This window comes from Bradyrhizobium sp. CCBAU 25360, assembly GCF_028128695.1.
In the GTDB taxonomy this organism is placed as follows: domain Bacteria; phylum Pseudomonadota; class Alphaproteobacteria; order Rhizobiales; family Xanthobacteraceae; genus Bradyrhizobium; species Bradyrhizobium ottawaense.
In genome coordinates this window covers 40,824-56,911 of record NZ_LBJA01000037.1, presented here as the reverse complement: position 1 = coordinate 56,911, position 16,088 = coordinate 40,824, and the positions used below count along the sequence as shown (strand labels likewise).

Genomic DNA, 16,088 nt, shown 5'->3' with positions numbered 1-16,088 from the left:
TCACGGCCGCACTTCGTATTTTTAAATATTCATTATTTCCGAATTAGAGCTTGACCCATCGGGCAAAACCCGTGGGGATCTCAAGGCCACATCATCCAGACTTGATGCGGGCAGGCTCAATCCTGCCCCTTCCGCGCCCGATAATGGCTCGGCGTCGTGCCGACCGCCTTGCGGAAGGCGCGGTTGAAATTGGCCTGCGAGGAAAATCCCGCGGCAAACGCGATATCGACCAGCGGGCGATCGCTGGTCGACAGGAGCCGCTTGGCGAGATCGAGGCGCTGACGGCTGACATATTCGTGCGGTGCAGTTCCGGTCGCCGCCTTGAAGCTGCGGGAGAAATGCGCCGGGCTCATGCAGGCCACAGATGCAAGGTCCTTCACGGTGAACTCGCGCTCGACGGATGCTTCGATGAATTCCGTGACGCGCGACAGGCGCCTCGCATCGAGCGGTTTCTGCACGGCATAGGATTGCTTCAGCCGGACTGAACTGGCGGCGTAGCTGTGCACCAGATGGGCGGACAAGGCCCGCCCCAGGCTTTCGATCAAAAGGCGGCCTGTGGAGGTCTCCTGCGCGAGCTCCGCGAGAATGCGGTCCGCGACGTGCTCGATGAACATGTCCCGGTCGATGCTCTCGTAGCGGATCGACATGCCCGAGGGATCGATGTCGAGATCCCTGAGCATGGTGTCGTCGAACGGCTTGCCCGGAAGAAAGAGATGCAGGCATTCCTGCATCTGGTCCTCGACGCGGATGAAGTCTTCGCGGATGCCGGCCGGGCAGAGCCAGACGGTGCCTCTCCTGCCGAAGGTGCGCTGCCGCATGCCGGCGCCTTCGCGGTCGACGACCGAGCTGCCGCGGAGCAATATCGCGATCTCGGTGTCGCGCGGCAATTGCGGAGGGAGGTCGCCCGGCTCATGACTCCATCGTTCGGCCAGGAGATGCCCCCACCGCCGGTCGTTGGACGTCTGGAGCATTCTGCCGGTCACATATTTATCGACAGAGTTGCCAAGCATACCCATCGGAAATCTCCGCCAGATCACGCGATGTATGGGTAGAGAGGTATTGCCGGTTCAGGCAATTAGCATGCCAGAGAACCGGCAGGGCGTCCACCGGCCGAGAGCAGTCCGGGACAACAACACCGCACGTTTTGAAAAGCCAGGGCGCGCCCGGCCGCCGCATCCTTCGGACCGTCTTGAATCAGGAAGCGGAGAGATCCATGGCGAGGTCCACGGTCATAGGCGCATGCCCCCACGACTGCCCCGACACCTGCTCCATCCTGACCACGGTCGAGGACGGCAAGGCGATTGCCGTCCGCGGCAATCCTGATCACCCGTTCACGCGCGGACGCCTCTGCGTCAAGGTCAACAATTACGAGGAGCGCGTCTACAGCGACAAGCGCGTCCTCTTTCCGCTGAAGCGGGTCGGCCCGAAGGGCTCCCGGCAATTCCAGCGGATCTCCTGGGACGAAGCCATCGACACCATCGCATCGCGCTGGAAATCAGTGATCGCCGAGCACGGCGCGCAGGCGATCCTGCCCTACAGCTATCTGGGCACGCAGGGCATCATCAACGGGTTGAATGTCGGAGATCCCCTCTTCAACAAGTTAGGGGCGACGGTTCTGGAGCGCACCTTCTGCGACTCTGCCTCTTGCACGGCGTACATGATGACGATCGGGCACACGCCCGGCGTCGACCCCGAAAGCTTCGTGCACTCGAAATACATCATCCTGTGGGCCTGCAACACGCTGAGCACGAACTCGCATCACTGGCCGTTCATCGAGCAGGCAAAAAAGGCCGGCGCCAAGCTCATCGTGATCGATCCCGTCCGCACCCGCACCGCGCGCCTCGCCGACTGGCACATTCCGATCCGGCCCGGCACTGACGCCGCGCTCGCGCTGGCGATGATCCACGTCATCATCAAGGAGAAGCTGGTCGATCGCGATTACGTCGACAAATACACCATCGGCTACGACGAGCTGGTGGACCGCGCGGCGAGCTACACCCCGGAATTTGCGTCGCAGGAAACTGGCATTCCCGTCGACGACATCCTCAAGCTGGCCAGAGAATTTGCGACCACACCGCCGGCCGTCATACGCATCGGCGTCGCGGTCGAGCGGCATGCCGGCGGCGGCCAGACCGTGCGTGCGATCGCCTGCCTTCCGGGGCTGATCGGCGCCTGGAAGCATGTCGGTGGCGGCCTGCTCCAGCTGCCGATCTGGGCCTTCCCGGTCAGATGGGACGTCTTGATGCGGCCCGACCTCCAGCCCGAGAAGATGCGCGTGCTGAACTCCTGGCGCCTCGGCCCGGCGTTGACCGGCGAACTCGGCTTCGATCCGCCGATCAAGGCGCTGTTCGTCTACAACGCCAACCCGATGGCGATGGTGAGCGAACAGGCCAAGCTCGAAAATGGGCTCGGACGCGAGGATCTCTTCACCGTCGTCAGCGAGCACTTCCTGAGCGACACCGCCAGATATGCCGACATCGTTTTGCCCGCAACCACGCAGCTCGAGCAGAAGGACATCATGTTCTCCTGGGGGCACCTTTACCTCTCCTACAACAACCAGGCGATCGCGCCGCTTGGCGAAGCCGTCTCCAACACCGAGCTGTTCCGCCGCCTGGCGCGCGCAATGGGCATCACCGACCCCACTTTCTTCCGGACCGACGACGAAATCATCGAAGCTTCGCTCGACTGGAGCAATCCGGTTCTCGAAGGCATCACGCTCGACGGCGTCAAGACCAAGGGCTATGCGCGCCTCAACATGCCGGCGCCCGCCGACTGGGCGCCGCATCGCGAGGGCAATTTCCCGACCGCCTCCGGCAAGTGCGAATTCAAATCGACGATCGCGGGCGGCGGCAACTTCGTGGTGCCGCTGTTCCGCCAGGGCTACAATGGCGACCAGGATGCCACGCCCGTCGATCCCCTGCCCCACTACATCCCGCCGAACGAGAACCCGCGCACGGCGCCGGTGCTCGCCACGCGCTACCCGCTCAGCCTGATCTCGCCGAAGAGCCACGCCTTCCTGAACTCGAATTACGGCAATCTTCCCGCGCAAACCGCCCAGGCCGGCGAAGAACAGGCGGTGCTTCTCAATCCCGATGATGCCGCACAGCGCGGGATCGTCGCCGGCGCGCCCATTCGCGTGTTCAACGATCGGGGCTCATTCGAAGCCTTTGCGACCGTTTCGTCCGATATCATGCCTGGAGTCGTGGTGGCGCCGTCCGGTTACTGGCAGCGGTCCAATCGCAAGGGCGCGACGGTCCACGTGCTGACGCCGCCGGCGTTCGCCGACCTCGGCCGAGCCCCGACCTTCTCCGACATCCTCGTCCAAGTCAGCGGGGCCTGACGATGACTTATGTGGTCACCGACAATTGCCGGGGGTGCCGATACACCGAATGCGTCACGGTGTGTCCCGTCGAGTGTTTTCACCTCGATGAGTCCATGACCTATATCGATCCGGAAAACTGCATCGACTGCGGCGGCTGCGCGCCGGCCTGCCCGGTCGGTGCGATCGAGCCCGACTATCGCCTCGCAGCCGACAAAAAATTCTGGATCGACGTCAACCGCAAGCGCGCTGCCGAAACTCCCGTCATCAGTGGCCGCCTGCCGGCGCTGCCCGGAGCGGACGAACGCCGGCAGGCGCTGGGCCGATGACAGGCCTCGCTGCAAGCGAAGTCCGCGTCGCCATCGTCGGCAGCGGACCGAGCGGCTTCTACACGGCCGAGGCCCTCTTGCGTTCGGGTGCATCTGTGACGGTCGACATGTTCGAACGGCTCCCGGTGCCGTACGGGCTGGTGCGGTTCGGCGTGGCGCCCGACCACCCGAAGCTCAAGCAGGTGACGGCAGCGTTCGACCGCATCGCCGCCATGCCCGGCTTTCGCTTCTTCGGCGGTGTCACGGTCGGAGACGATGTCACGGTCGACGAGCTGCGTGAGGCCTATAACGCCGTCGTGTTGGCAACGGGCGCCGAACTGAGCCGGCCGCTGGGCATTCCGGGCGAGGCTCTGCCGGGGAGCCACAGCGCCGGCGATTTCGTCGCGTGGTACAACGGACACCCCGATTTCGCCGATCTCAGCTTCAATCTCGACCATCAGGCGGCAATCATCATCGGTCACGGCAATGTCGCACTCGACGTCGCACGCATTCTCGCCAAGACCGCCGACGAGCTGCGACAGACCGACATCGCGCGCCACGCGCTCGAGGTGCTGGCGGCGAGCCGGATTCGCCAGATCTCCATCGTCGGCCGCGGCGCACCGGTGCAGGCCAAATTCAGCGCCAAGGAATTGCGCGATTTCCTCGAATTGAGGTCATGCGACACGCTCGTCGACGACCGCGATGTCACGCCGAAGGACTTCGAACCGCAGCATCCCGCAGATCCGGAGCTGGTCGAGAAGCTGTCGCTGCTGCGCGGATTTTCGCAGCAGACCGCGACCAGGCCGCGCCACTGTGTCTTTCGGTTTGGCTTCTCGCCCTTCGCGATCCACGGACGAGACCGGGTGGAGACCCTCTCGGTGACGCACCGGTCCGGCGCCGTCGAGGACATCGCCGGCGGCCTCGTGTTCGGCAGCGTCGGCCGCAGGACGGCGCCCGTCACCGGCGTACCCTACGACACACATCGCGGCGTTCATGCCAATGCCAATGGACGTGTCACGAACGGGCATTGCGTGATCGAGGGCCTCTATGCCTGCGGATGGAGCAAGCGCGGTCCGAACGGCACGATCGGCACCAATCGCGGCTGCGGCATCGCCACGGCAGAGGCCGTGCTGGCAGATCTTGCGCATCGGCGAGCGCGCCCGGACACGCCGGATGCGCTGCTGGCACGCGTCGTCGGCCGCGTCACCCGCGTCGTGAGCTATCCGGACTGGATGGTGATCGATACTGCCGAGAAATCCAGGGGAGCCCTGCTCGGCAAGCCGCGGGAAAAATTCGTCACAATCCCCGACATGCTCGCAGCGGTGGGCGCGTAACCCCGGAACCGATCGCGCCACCGGACCGCGCTAAAGCGCGATGCGATCAGGATGAATCGTCATCGCGCTTTAGGTTGTTGTTCAAGCATGATCTTTTCGGAAAACCGCTGCGCACTTTTCCGGACCACGCTCGCATCTACTCCTGATCGACGAGATCGTCCTCGAGGATCGCCATCTGGAACTGGAACGAGCGATCGTCGTCCTCGTCGTCGACGAAGAGCACGCCGATGAACTCCTCGCCGATATAGACTTCGGCGGAATCGTCCTTCTTCGGCCGCGGCACGACGCGGATCTTGGGATTGCCGAATACGCGCTTCAAATACGCATCTAACTTTCTGACTTCTTTGACGTCCACGGCAAGTCTCCGATCGAAAATGGTCGGCGGGTTTTAGGACGAGACGCGACGAACCGCCAGCATGAATTGCCAAAGAATTTGGGGACCGAAAGGGCCGGAAATCCGGCCCTTTTCGCCTTCAAAGCCAGGTCTTAAAGCCCCATCGCGTTGATCATCTGATCCATCGTGCGCGACGGTTCGGCGCAGCCGGCCTCGCCGACGACCTTGGCAGGCACGCCCGCGACGGTGACGTTGTGCGGCACGGGCTTGACCACGACCGAGCCGGCCGCGATGCGCGCGCAATGGCCGATCTCGATGTTGCCGAGGATCTTTGCGCCGGCGCCGATCAGGACGCCGTGCCGGATCTTCGGATGACGATCCTCATTCTCCTTGCCGGTGCCGCCGAGCGTGACGCCATGCAGGATCGAGACGTCGTCCTCGATCACCGCCGTCTCACCGCAGACGAAGCCGGTGGCGTGGTCGAGGAAGATGCCGCGGCCGATGCGCGCGGCGGGATTGATGTCGGTCTGGAACACCGCGGAGGCGCGGCTCTGGAGATAATACGAGAAATCCTTGCGGCCTCTCAGATAGAGCCAGTGCGCAAGGCGATGGGTCTGGATCGCGTGAAAGCCCTTGAAGTAGAGCAAGGGATCGATGAAGCGCGAGGTCGCGGGATCACGGTCGTAGACGGCCACGAGATCGGCGCGGAAGGCGTTGCCAAGATCGGGATCGTCGCGCAGCGCGTCCATATAGGCCTGGCGCACCAAGTCGCCCGACAATGCGGAGTGATCGAGCCGCTCGGCGACGCGGTGGATCACCGAATCTTCCAGCCGGCTGTGATGCAGCACGGACGAATAGATGAAAGTCGCAAGCTCCGGCTCGCGACGGACGATGTCCTCCGCTTCGCCCCGGATCCGATCCCAGATCGGATCGAGCGATGCGAGCTTTCCTCCCGGATTGACCTGATGCACTGCCATGGATTTGCTCTTTGGGATTTGCTCTTTCGAGTGGGCTCGTTTTGCCCGCTCTATAGCATAGTTTAGGCGACGAAGTCCTGACCGGCTTGCCTGGGAGTGAACAGCGCCTTGCCCCGCGAAAGCATGCCAAGACGTTGAAACAAAAGATTTTTTTCGAAGCCCCCAAGCGGCAAGGTTGGCTCAAAGTGGTCAGAGTTTTGCCAAATTCAAGTCGGGCGGCGTCAAACTATTGGTGAATTCTCTCCCGACCGTTATTGCGAGCATGGTTCGGGGCGAGGACGGGGAGCAGATTTGAGCATCACCACCGATCAATTGCGCGGGCGCGCCGCGGATACGCTTTGGCTGCGTCTGGCGGCGGTGGCCCTGCCCCTCCTGATGATCGCGCCGGCGTTCTGGAACGGCTACCCGCTGTTGCAATGGGATACCGGCGGCTATCTGGCGCGCTGGTACGAGGGCTATCTCGTCCCGAGCCGCTCCACGGTGTTCGGCCTCTATCTGCACTATGGCGAAAGTTTTGGCTTCTGGATCAACCTCGCGGTCCAGTCGCTGGCAACGCTATGGCTGTTGCAGCTCACCCTGCGCGTGCTCTCGATGATGCAGACCTTTCGCTTCGTCGCGATCAGCCTTGGCCTGATCCTGTCGACCGCGCTGCCCTGGCTTGCGAGCATGCTGCTCACCGACATCTTTGCCGGCCTCTCGGTGCTGTCGCTGTTTCTCCTGGTCGTCGGCGCAAGCCGCACCTCGGCGCTCGAGAAGATCTCGCTGTTCGTCTTCACCGCCTTTGCCGCCGCCACCCACAGCGCCACGCTCGGCGTGCTGCTCGGTCTTTGCGTCGCGGGCTGGATCGCCCGGCCGTTTCTCAAGGAGCGCCTACCGCTGGCGGGATTGGCGCAGGCCAGCCTCAGCATCGTTGCGGGCGGCCTGATGCTGGTCTCGGCGAATTATGCGCTGTCCGGCAAGCTGGCCTGGACGCCCGGCGGTTACGGCGTCGCCTTCGGCCGCATGATGCAGGACGGCATCGTCGCGCGTTACCTCGACGACCATTGCCCGCGCGAACGCTACAAGCTCTGTCCCTATCGCAATGAGCTGCCGGCGACGGCAGATGAGTTCCTGTGGGGCAAGAGCATGTTCAACACGCTTGGCCGCTTCGAAGGCATGAACGAGGAGATGGGTTACATCGTCGTGCAGTCGCTCAGGGATTATCCGGCCTGGCAGGCCGGCGCGGCGTTGCGGGCGATGGGCCAGCAATTGCTGCATGTCGCGACCGGCGAAGGCACCAATGGCTGGATCCCGCACACCCGTGGCATCATCGAGCGCTACATCCCCGCGCAGGCCGCGCCGATGCGCTCCGCGCGACAGCAGAATTGGCAGCTCGACTTCACCGCGATCAACTGGCTGCACGTGCCGGTGGCGCTGGCCTCGATGCTGGCCCTGGTCGCGCTGCTCGGCAACGCGCTGGCAAACCGCCGGCTCGACGACCTGACGCTGCTGGCGGCGACCGTGACGCTGGCCCTGCTCGGCAACGCCTTCATCTGTGCCGTCATCTCAGGCCCGCACGACCGCTATGGCGCGCGGATGGTATGGGTCGCCACCTTCGTGGTGCTGGCGGCGCTGGCGCGGCGGTTTGGCGACGACGTCAAAGCGCCATGAGATTGGAATGAAGAGTCATCGCGCTTGGTTTCGTCCGAGCAGCGAACGCTTTCATCGAAAGCAACACCCGGAACTGACTTGGCGTTCAACAGCCTATCCGCGTCGGCAAAGAACCAGAGTCCGATAGCAGCCCCTGGGCGGACTCCAATCACTCTCGAGCGACCCGCTTGCACGTCCGCTCGTGGGCCCCTTTGCCGACGTTCCAACCCGCCTCGAGCTGAGGTCCGATAACCCTTAGCGGACTCCAGGATGCCGAAAGGTCAGCGCCCGGCGCCGGAATTCCCGCCCGTTCCCAGGAACAAAATTTAATTTATTTAATTTATTTAATATGATTTAATCGCTTTTACCCCTCTGGAGACACTGCAATGCCAGACCAAGACGACGACCGACGGGAATTCTTGAAGACCTGCGGAAAGTTCGCCGCCGTGACGCCGCCGACCATCACCCTTTTGCTATCAACGTCCCTCACGTCCAACGCGATTGCACAGTCTGGCGCGAGGGCGGTTCACCACGACCATCAGCACCATGGCAACAATGGCTGGGGCAATGGCGGCCGCGATGGCAGCCCCAACGGGAAGGACGATAGAGGCCGCTGAGCCGACGCGCGGCCTCCGGAAGGAGACACAATGCACCCCAGGCGCCGCGACGTAGATTGGCACTTCGCCTCCACGATCGTCTCGTTGATATGGCTAGTGATCTTGGCTGCCGCGCTCATAGCGGTGCTCCTCCGAGCCCAATCCTGAACGCACAGGCGAAAAGGGCCTCGGGAAAGCGAGGATCGCGGCTGCCGGAACCACAAATGGGTTACCACGTGTTTCCCGATCGAGCGGAAGGACCGTGTTCCCGGGAGAGGCACCAGCTCGCATCCCGTTGCCCGCGATGGCGGCTTTCCTATCGCACGTCAGTTTGAAGGTCCGCAGGTGTGCACCGCTACCTGGCCAGCGGCGTTGAACTTCAAGACCGCGCTGACCAGGCCTTCACGCACGACGTAAGAGATCAGCGCTCCCTCCTCCGCCTGCTGTAAGTTGTCGAGCTTCGACGCAGGATATTGGATCATCCGATCGACCCAATACGCGCGATGACCTTCGGGCCCTGTAATGGTCTTCGTGCAACCGCAACCGCAGACGATGACCGCGTCTTCAGCGTACATCCGCAAGATCGTGTCAACATCGCCGGCGCGGTAGGCATCTAACCAATCGACCGCCGCGGCCATCGCGTCAAAGGACATACAAGCACCTCGATGCCAAAAATCGAGATTTGGCCGGCGTACCAGCCAAGTCTCTCTTTCGAGAGTTTTGGTGCCCTCGCCAGGTTAGGACCATATGCCGAAAGTCATAGCCTCAACGGCAAGTGGAACGGTTGGACGGGTATCCTGTTTTCCCGCCGCCCATCCCCTAGGGCAACGCAGTCGGCCCGAGCTTGGAGCGGGAGGCGTTGATGAAGGAGTCTTGCGCGATCCTCTTCGCCCAACGGCTGAACGACCTCTCTTCCCGACTCTCAGAACTGGAAGATCTCCGCCTTCGAGTCGAAGAGGCGGAGCGACGCGCCCGGGCTGGGCATAGATTACAGTCGCCTCCCAAAATAGCCGCCTCACGCGGGGGGCATCTTACGTGCAAGCGCCCCGGGTTCGCGCGGACCTGAAGGGAGCGGACAGCCCCTTGTGATGGGACATTTCAGGATAGCGGGGCAACAACCTCCTGGCCTCAGACACCATGCCTCAGCCGCGGCGCGAGAGGAAATCCAGCACGCCGGTCTTGTAGACCTTGTCGCCGACCGCGCGCATGTGGTCGCGGTTCGGAATGTCGAGCACTTCGGAGCCGGGGATGATCGCACCGAGCGCGCTGGCACTTCCTGCGACGTCGTCGGTGGTGCCGACCGCGATCAGCACGGGCACGTCGATACGCGCAGCTTCGTCCCTCGTCATGAGGTCGCGTGTGCCGCGCAGGCAGGCGGCCAGCGCACGGCGGTCGGAGCGGGTCTGATCGGCGAACGCGCGAAAGGTGCGGCCGACGGGATCGGTGACGTCGTCGAGATCTGGCGCTTCCAGCGCCTTGGCGACGTTCTCGCCGGGGCCCGTGCCCTCGATCAGGCCGCCGATGCCGATGCCGCCGAGGATTGCCGAGCGCAGGCGCTGCGGCTCGTTGAGGGAGAGCCACGCCGCCATCCGTCCGCCCATCGAATAACCCATGATGTCGGCCTGCGGGATGGCGAGATGATCCATCAGCGCAAGCACGTCGCCGGCCATGGTCGGGATCGAATACTGCGCGGGCTCGTAGAGCTTTGCGCTTTCGCCATGGCCGCGATTGTCGAGCGCAATCACGCGGCGGCCGTTCTTGCGCAGCTCCGAGACCCAGGTCGGATAGACCCAGTTCACGTTCTTGCTCGAGGCAAAGCCGTGCACCAGGATGATCGGATCGCCCTCGCCTTCATCGAGATAGGCAATTTCAACGGCGCCGTTGTGAAAGCTCGGCATCAGCAGTTCCGTGGTGTTGTGGGGAGTGATTGATCTTAGAGCACGATCCGGCAAAGCGTGCAGCGGTTTTCCGGCAACATCATGCTCAAACAATAGCCTGGAGCGCCGCGCGCCTCACGCCGTGACGGCCGCGTTGGCCAGAGCAGCTTCCGCGGCGATCCGGGCACGGCGAAGCCGCCGCGCCCGTTTGCGATCGCACCAGGCCTGGGTCAGGCGCTCGGTGGTCGCCTTGATGGAGGAGAGAAGGCCGAACAGCGTCAGTGCCGCGCTGAGCAGCCAGAGCGCCAGATTGAACGCGCCGCCGATCAGCAGCAGGGCGCCCCGACCCAAAAGCTTCATGATCGCGCGCGTCTTGCCGCCTTGCGCTTCGGCAAGCCGCGCCGCGCGCGCGACATCCTTGGGACCTTCGGCGATGCGCAGCGTGTCCATCGCCCCGCGCGTGCCGGTCTTCTCGGCGACGCGCGTGACATCCTTGCCGAGCCGGACCAGCGCACCGGCCTTCTCGGCCCGGAACGCCGCCTTGATCGCGCTGACGGTCTCGCCCGGCCGCAGCACCGAGCCTGATACCACCGCATTCCGCAGCGCCGGCGTGTCGACGACCTCGCGCGCGGAACGGCCGGCCCAGACCGCCAGCCCCTCGCCGAGCCGCCCGACTTTGCGTGCATCCTTCACCAGCGTCAGTCCGGCGCGCACCGGCGCGGCACCACCGACGGACACGTAGGTTGCCGCCGTCACCGCAAGGCCGGCCGCCGCAAGCCCGAGCACGAGCCGGTCGGTGTCCTCGCCCATGGCAAGATGCTTGCCCTCGCGCACCACGTCCCTGATGTCGCCGATCACGAAGAGATCGCCCGCCACCGTCCCCGAGAGGCTCGCGACATCGTCGGCATTGCCGGTGACGAGGCCGGTGGCGAAACGTTTGGCGAAATGCGAGGTGGAGCTTTCGGCTTTGACCGCGTCATTGACGCGGCCCAGGAGGTCGTCGGGCAGCGCGATGTTGCGGTCGCGCGCGAGCGCGACAAAACTGTCGGCGAGATCCGCATCGCCGGCGGCGAGTGCGGCCTCGATGTTGTCCTGAACCAGATGGTCGTTCTGCCGCAGCAATGCATCGAGCTTCAGCTCGGAGAGCACGGCCGGATCATCCTGGGCGGCGAGGATCGCGCCGGCCTCGCGCGCGTGCGGTGCTACCTGCGCGAGCATGAAGCCGCACGCGGCGATACCGGTCAACGCTGTGGTGATTCGCAGCCACTTCATGTGGAAAAGCCCGGAAGTCCCTGGGATCCCTTGCGCCGGTCGATTCGTCATTCGGCGCAAATTTGCTCGTCCACAGACATAGTATGCCAAAATTGCGACACAACGTCCCCGACGAAAGAAGGGCTTCTCTCAGGCCTTAAGATTGTGTCGAATTTGCATGAGCAAATGAGCATGGGGCAATTGCGAACCTTTCGGTTCCGCTGGACTAGCAATCATCCACACCCACCAGTATGGTCCGCGGCGCCTTAAAGATGCCGCGTCAGTTCGTGATTGTGTCTGCCGCCATTGCCACTCCAGGATGAGTTACGATGTCCGACCATGTCGTCCCGCACTTCCATAACGATGCCGGTGTCCCCGTCATCGAGATCGGCTCGCAAGAGTTCATGTGCGTTGGCGCCAACCCTCCGTTCGACCATCCGCACGTCTTCCTCGACCTCGGCAACGACAACGAGATCATCTGCCCCTACTGCTCGACGCTGTACCGCTTCGCGGCCGATCTGAAGGCGGGCGAAGCCCGCCCGCCGGAATGCGTCCTGAAGGACAAAGTGGCCTGACCGTTTCCATCGGTCAGGGGTGGCGCTCTCCCGCACGATTGTCATCGCCGGTGCCGGCATCGGTGGACTGACGGCCGCGCTGGCGCTGGCAGCCCGCGGCTTCCGCATCGTTGTGCTGGAAAAGGCCGAGCGGCTCGAGGAAGTCGGCGCCGGCCTGCAACTCTCCCCCAATGCCAGCCGCGTGCTGGTCGAGCTCGGCCTCACCGAGCGCCTCAGGCTGCGCGCCGTCATCCCGGAGGCGGTCTCGATCATGAGCGCGCGGGCCGGCGGCGAGCTTTTGCGCATGCCGCTCGGCGAGGCAGCTTCGCTGCGGGCCGGCGCTCCCTATTGGGTGGTGCACCGCGCCGACCTGCAATCCGCGCTGGCCGGTGCTGTCGCCGATCATCCCGACATCGACCTCAAGCTGGGCGCGACCTTCGAAGATGTCGCGCCTCATGCCAAGGGGCTGACGGTGGTCCATCGCAGCGGCACGATCCGCCGCAGCGATCTCGCCAGCGCGCTGATCGGCGCCGACGGCATCTGGTCGACGGTCCGCCAGCATCTGTTTCCCGAGGTGCAGCCGCGCTTCTCCGGGCTGATCGCCTGGCGCGGCACGCTGGATGCCACGCAACTGCCAAAGGACTACACCGCGCGCCGGGTGCAGCTGTGGATGGGGCCGAATGCCCATCTCGTCGCCTATCCGATCGCGGGCGGACGCCAGATCAACGTGGTCGCTGTGCTGCCGGGCACCTGGAACAGGCCGGGCTGGAGCACGCCCGGCGATCCGCTGGAAGTGATGGACGCCTTCGCCGCGCCGCGCTGGCCGGCCTCGGCGCGGATGATGCTGGCCACGGTCGACAGCTGGCGGAAATGGGCGCTGTTCGGCGTGCCCGACGGCTGCCCCTGGAGCAGAGGTCCGGTGGCGCTGCTCGGCGATGCCGTGCATGCGATGCTGCCTTTTGCGGCCCAGGGCGCCGGCATGGCGATCGAGGATGCCGCGGTGCTCGCCCGGCATCTGAGCTTTGAAGCCGCCGAGAGCACGGCAGGCATCAGTGCTGCGCTGACGCAATACGGCCGTGCCCGTCAGGCGCGGGTGCGGCGGGTGCAGCGGACCGCGCGGCAGCAGGGCCGCATCTATCATCTCGGCGGGCCGCTTGCGGCCGCACGCGATCTTGCGATCCGCGCGCTCGGCCCGGACCGCATGCTGGCGCGGCAGGACTGGATCTACGGCTGGCGGCCCTGATGCGAAGCGCCGCCAGCGCGGCGCCTCAGCGGGACATTTTCCCGGATTTCGAAGCGGGCTTGCCAGCCGCCGCGGGCGACAATTGCGTGGCAGGCGGGGTCGCCTCCGGCGGCGTTTCCCGGCACTTGTTGCGGCGCCAGGCGTCCTCGGCCATTTGCGCCGACCCGCGCACGGCAACATAGTCGTTGCGATAGGCGAGCTCGGACACCACGGCGCCACCCGTCCCGGTCTCCGCCTTCTCCATCAACCCCCGCAAATCGTCAGTGCGCTTGGCGAGCGACTTGCGCTCGGTCTCCAGCTGCTTGCAGTCGTACAATTCGTATTTGGCGGGATCGGCAAAGGCCGGCGCGACCGTCTCGCTCATGCCGGCGCAGCCGGACAGCGCGGCGCCGGCCGCAAGCAGCGCGAGGAGCGCGCCGAAGCCGCGCGGCGAAGTGGAAAACGAAGCAGCCATGCCGGATGAATAGTCCCCGTGGATTGAGAATGCCTAAAGCAACAACAGATGTCCGGATTGAGGCTTTGCCTTGTGCGCCCGGCTCGCTTAAGGAAGAACCGTCCCTCCGGGCTCGCAACGCGCCAATTCCAGACGGCCAGGATGGACTTAAGTGTTTGATCTCGTTGGATCAAGCGGGCATGGCGGAATTGGTAGACGCAAGGGACTTAAAATCCCTCGGTGCGCAAGCGCTGTGCCGGTTCGACCCCGGCTGCCCGCACCACGAGATTTGATGCTCCGCGATGAAGGCGGTCTACCCTCCGCTTCAGCTGAGCGATCATCGAACACGCCTCCGGTGACGTCTCGATCTGCCCAACAGCTCTGTTGCACGGCTTCAGCATCTGAAGATCGCCCTCGCCCGAGTCCAAGCAGCCGCTTCACCGAAAGCAGGCGACGGATCGATGATCGAGGCGGGATTTCAGCGCATCGAGCGCGCGTCGGAGCACATCATGTTCCTGTCGCACGAGCCGTCAACTTTAAGGCGATTGTGCTGCACATGTCCTTGAGAAATGTGGCGCTCGCTGCTAACCCGAGCGAGAACAAGGCGCAGGCTCCATGGCTCAAACCTCCTTTCCCGCCCAGTCCACGACGGAAGGCCTGAAAGTCGGGGCCGATACCTATTCGAGCGCAATCGCCGACGCGCAGAACTACATGAACTGGGTTATCGACCAGTTCCGTCCCTACCTGAAGGGTGCGATCCTCGAGGTCGGGTTCGGGCATGGGCTCTACAGCAGAGTGCTGGGCGAGCTGGGCGATTATTGCGGCGTGGACCACGACCGCGAAAGCGTCGAACGTGCCGCCAAGGCGATGCCCGATCGCAAGTTCGCCGTCTGCGACATTCTGGTCCGCGATCAGCTGAGTTCCCTGTTTCCCCAAGGCGTCGATGCGGTCTTCACCATCAATGTGCTCGAGCACATCGAGGATGACGCCACGGCGGTTGCCAATTTGGTCCAGGTGCTCAAGCCCGGCGGCCATCTCCTGATCAGCGTTCCCGCCCTGATGCTGCTCTACAACGATCTCGATCGCCTGGCGGGACACTGCCGCCGCTACACCACCGCGCGCCTCGCCAAGCTGCTCGCCGATCAACCGGTCGAGCTGGTCCGGCTGAATTACTTCAATCCGATCGGCGGGCTGGGATGGCTTGCCAATCGTCTGAAGCGGCATCAGTCGCTGAACGATGCCGCCGTCAACGGGCAGATCGCCCTGTTCGACAAATATGCCGTGCCGCTGTCGCGGGCGCTCGATCCGCTCTCGCGAAGCTTCTTTGGGCAATCCGTCACCTGCATTGCACGCCGCTTATGATTTCAGTCGTCATTCCTGCGCTCAACGAGCGCAACGGCATCGTTGAAACCATTGATCGAGCCAAGGCGGCCCTCGACGGCGCTCAGCTCACTCCCTATGAGATCATCATTGTCGACGATGGTTCGGCCGACGGCACCGGCGAGCTTGCCGAACAGGCCGGTGCAAAGGTGCTGAGGCATCCCCACAACATCGGCTATGGCCGCTCGCTGAAGGATGGAATTCGCGCTGCGTCCTACGACACGATCGTCATCAGCGACGCGGATGGCTCCTACCCGATGGAGACGATCCCGGCGCTGGTCGCGCGCTTCAACCAGGGGTTCGACATGGTCGTCGGCGCCCGGACCGGGCCCAACTACCGCGAGTCGAGGCTGAAATCGCCATTGCGCGCGATCCTCAAGGCGATCGTCGAATTCACCGCCAACCGCGAGATCCCCGACATCAATTCCGGCCTGCGCGTGTTCGGCCGGCAGGTCGCGATCTCCTATTTCGAGCATGTCAGCGACCTTTTCAGCTTCACGACGTCGCTGACGCTCGCCTACATGATGAACGCGAAGTTCGTCGACTACATCGACATCGACTACAAGGAGCGCATCGGCCGCTCCAAGGTGAACCTGTTCCGCGACTCCATTCGGACGCTGCAATACGTCCTGGAGGCCTGCACCTACTACAATCCGCTGAAGATCTTCGTGCTGCTGGCGATGATGTGCATGGCGCTCGCGCTGGTCTCGCTGATCGGCGGGATCATCCTGCAGGTCGTCAGCGCCTTCGTGCTGGGCGTCGGCGCGATCCTGCTCAGCATTCTCGTCGTCGCCATGGGACTGCTCGCGGTGCTGCTGAAGCAGATCATGAATCAGCGACCATGACCTCCCGC

The 16,088-nt window shown here is 63.9% G+C and carries 16 protein-coding genes and 1 tRNA gene; 10 read left to right on the top strand and 7 right to left on the bottom strand.

Annotated elements, in window-relative coordinates; all coding sequences use genetic code 11:
* Positions 1-116: 116 nt before the first annotated feature.
* Complete coding sequence (locus XH81_RS14455) at positions 117-1,016, bottom strand: AraC family transcriptional regulator (protein WP_244429180.1); 900 nt, start codon at positions 1,014-1,016, stop codon at positions 117-119.
* 197 nt (positions 1,017-1,213) lie between these two features.
* Here XH81_RS14455 and XH81_RS14450 point away from each other — a divergent pair, with 197 nt between their 5' ends.
* Genes XH81_RS14450 through XH81_RS14440 form a run of 3 tightly spaced genes read left to right on the top strand, consistent with a single transcriptional unit; the run spans position 1,214 to position 4,961 of the window.
* Positions 1,214-3,340 (top strand): molybdopterin-containing oxidoreductase family protein, encoded by a 2,127-nt coding sequence (locus tag XH81_RS14450; protein ID WP_028141158.1) that lies wholly within the window; start codon positions 1,214-1,216, stop codon positions 3,338-3,340.
* Between the two features lie 2 nt (positions 3,341-3,342).
* Complete coding sequence (locus XH81_RS14445) at positions 3,343-3,648, top strand: ferredoxin family protein (RefSeq protein WP_028141159.1); 306 nt, start codon at positions 3,343-3,345, stop codon at positions 3,646-3,648.
* Positions 3,645-4,961, top strand: a complete 1,317-nt coding sequence (locus tag XH81_RS14440) for an FAD-dependent oxidoreductase (RefSeq protein ID WP_028141160.1) — start codon at positions 3,645-3,647, stop codon at positions 4,959-4,961. Before XH81_RS14445 ends, XH81_RS14440 begins: the two co-directional genes overlap by 4 nt.
* Before the next feature lie 136 nt (positions 4,962-5,097).
* On the opposite strand, the gene XH81_RS14435 is transcribed toward XH81_RS14440, so the two are convergent.
* Together XH81_RS14435 and cysE are read right to left on the bottom strand one after the other, a co-directional pair.
* On the bottom strand, positions 5,098-5,316 hold the full coding sequence (locus tag XH81_RS14435) for a DUF3126 family protein (RefSeq protein ID WP_007602550.1): 219 nt from the start codon (positions 5,314-5,316) through the stop codon (positions 5,098-5,100).
* A 131-nt stretch (positions 5,317-5,447) separates the two neighbouring features.
* Positions 5,448-6,272, bottom strand: a complete 825-nt coding sequence (gene cysE / locus XH81_RS14430) for a serine O-acetyltransferase (protein WP_028141161.1) — start codon at positions 6,270-6,272, stop codon at positions 5,448-5,450.
* Between the two features lie 291 nt (positions 6,273-6,563).
* Here cysE and XH81_RS14425 point away from each other — a divergent pair, with 291 nt between their 5' ends.
* Together XH81_RS14425 and XH81_RS14420 are read left to right on the top strand one after the other, a co-directional pair.
* On the top strand, positions 6,564-7,922 hold the full coding sequence (locus XH81_RS14425; RefSeq protein WP_028141162.1) for a hypothetical protein: 1,359 nt from the start codon (positions 6,564-6,566) through the stop codon (positions 7,920-7,922).
* Positions 7,923-8,287: 365 nt separating this feature from the next.
* Positions 8,288-8,518 carry a hypothetical protein gene (locus XH81_RS14420; protein ID WP_038949924.1) on the top strand — a complete coding sequence of 77 codons (231 nt, stop codon included), beginning with the start codon at positions 8,288-8,290 and terminating at the stop codon, positions 8,516-8,518.
* A gap of 305 nt (positions 8,519-8,823) precedes the next feature.
* Here the strand turns inward: XH81_RS14420 and XH81_RS14415 are convergent, their stop codons facing one another.
* The 3 genes from XH81_RS14415 to XH81_RS14405 form a co-directional block, all read right to left on the bottom strand.
* Positions 8,824-9,150 carry a nuclear transport factor 2 family protein gene (locus tag XH81_RS14415; protein ID WP_028141163.1) on the bottom strand — a complete coding sequence of 109 codons (327 nt, stop codon included), beginning with the start codon at positions 9,148-9,150 and terminating at the stop codon, positions 8,824-8,826.
* Positions 9,151-9,639: 489 nt separating this feature from the next.
* Complete coding sequence (locus tag XH81_RS14410; protein WP_028141164.1) at positions 9,640-10,395, bottom strand: alpha/beta fold hydrolase; 756 nt, start codon at positions 10,393-10,395, stop codon at positions 9,640-9,642.
* 114 nt (positions 10,396-10,509) lie between these two features.
* Positions 10,510-11,646 (bottom strand): hypothetical protein, encoded by a 1,137-nt coding sequence (locus XH81_RS14405; RefSeq protein ID WP_028141165.1) that lies wholly within the window; start codon positions 11,644-11,646, stop codon positions 10,510-10,512.
* A 308-nt stretch (positions 11,647-11,954) separates the two neighbouring features.
* On the opposite strand from XH81_RS14405, the gene XH81_RS14400 reads away from it, so the two are divergent.
* The gene (locus XH81_RS14400; RefSeq protein ID WP_007602543.1) at positions 11,955-12,200 is read left to right on the top strand and encodes a zinc-finger domain-containing protein; all 246 of its coding nucleotides are present in this window, start codon (positions 11,955-11,957) and stop codon (positions 12,198-12,200) included.
* A gap of 19 nt (positions 12,201-12,219) precedes the next feature.
* A complete protein-coding gene (locus tag XH81_RS14395; RefSeq protein ID WP_028141166.1) occupies positions 12,220-13,422 on the top strand; it encodes an FAD-dependent monooxygenase in 1,203 nt (400 codons plus the stop codon).
* Between the two features lie 25 nt (positions 13,423-13,447).
* Here the strand turns inward: XH81_RS14395 and XH81_RS14390 are convergent, their stop codons facing one another.
* On the bottom strand, positions 13,448-13,876 hold the full coding sequence (locus XH81_RS14390; protein WP_028141167.1) for a hypothetical protein: 429 nt from the start codon (positions 13,874-13,876) through the stop codon (positions 13,448-13,450).
* Between the two features lie 173 nt (positions 13,877-14,049).
* Here XH81_RS14390 and XH81_RS14385 point away from each other — a divergent pair.
* The 3 genes from XH81_RS14385 to XH81_RS14375 all read left to right on the top strand — a co-directional run bounded on the left by XH81_RS14385 (position 14,050) and on the right by XH81_RS14375 (position 16,080).
* Positions 14,050-14,138: transfer RNA gene (locus XH81_RS14385), tRNA-Leu, on the top strand.
* Positions 14,139-14,470: 332 nt separating this feature from the next.
* The gene (locus XH81_RS14380; protein ID WP_049802007.1) at positions 14,471-15,217 is read left to right on the top strand and encodes a class I SAM-dependent methyltransferase; all 747 of its coding nucleotides are present in this window, start codon (positions 14,471-14,473) and stop codon (positions 15,215-15,217) included.
* The gene (locus XH81_RS14375) at positions 15,214-16,080 is read left to right on the top strand and encodes a glycosyltransferase family 2 protein (protein WP_028141168.1); all 867 of its coding nucleotides are present in this window, start codon (positions 15,214-15,216) and stop codon (positions 16,078-16,080) included. Before XH81_RS14380 ends, XH81_RS14375 begins: the two co-directional genes overlap by 4 nt.
* Positions 16,081-16,088: the final 8 nt, after the last annotated feature.

What these genes read in the sequence shown, in the direction of transcription:
- XH81_RS14455 (WP_244429180.1), bottom strand. Translation starts at nt 1,016, where the DNA reads ATGGGTATGCTTGGCAACTCTGTCGATAAATATGTGACCGGCAGAATG.
- XH81_RS14450 (WP_028141158.1), top strand. Translation starts at nt 1,214, where the DNA reads ATGGCGAGGTCCACGGTCATAGGCGCATGCCCCCACGACTGCCCCGAC.
- XH81_RS14445 (WP_028141159.1), top strand. Translation starts at nt 3,343, where the DNA reads ATGACTTATGTGGTCACCGACAATTGCCGGGGGTGCCGATACACCGAA.
- XH81_RS14440 (WP_028141160.1), top strand. Translation starts at nt 3,645, where the DNA reads ATGACAGGCCTCGCTGCAAGCGAAGTCCGCGTCGCCATCGTCGGCAGC.
- cysE (WP_028141161.1), bottom strand. Translation starts at nt 6,272, where the DNA reads ATGGCAGTGCATCAGGTCAATCCGGGAGGAAAGCTCGCATCGCTCGAT.
- XH81_RS14420 (WP_038949924.1), top strand. Translation starts at nt 8,288, where the DNA reads ATGCCAGACCAAGACGACGACCGACGGGAATTCTTGAAGACCTGCGGA.
- XH81_RS14415 (WP_028141163.1), bottom strand. Translation starts at nt 9,150, where the DNA reads ATGTCCTTTGACGCGATGGCCGCGGCGGTCGATTGGTTAGATGCCTAC.
- XH81_RS14410 (WP_028141164.1), bottom strand. Translation starts at nt 10,395, where the DNA reads ATGCCGAGCTTTCACAACGGCGCCGTTGAAATTGCCTATCTCGATGAA.
- XH81_RS14405 (WP_028141165.1), bottom strand. Translation starts at nt 11,646, where the DNA reads ATGAAGTGGCTGCGAATCACCACAGCGTTGACCGGTATCGCCGCGTGC.
- XH81_RS14400 (WP_007602543.1), top strand. Translation starts at nt 11,955, where the DNA reads ATGTCCGACCATGTCGTCCCGCACTTCCATAACGATGCCGGTGTCCCC.
- XH81_RS14390 (WP_028141167.1), bottom strand. Translation starts at nt 13,876, where the DNA reads ATGGCTGCTTCGTTTTCCACTTCGCCGCGCGGCTTCGGCGCGCTCCTC.
- XH81_RS14380 (WP_049802007.1), top strand. Translation starts at nt 14,471, where the DNA reads ATGGCTCAAACCTCCTTTCCCGCCCAGTCCACGACGGAAGGCCTGAAA.
- XH81_RS14375 (WP_028141168.1), top strand. Translation starts at nt 15,214, where the DNA reads ATGATTTCAGTCGTCATTCCTGCGCTCAACGAGCGCAACGGCATCGTT.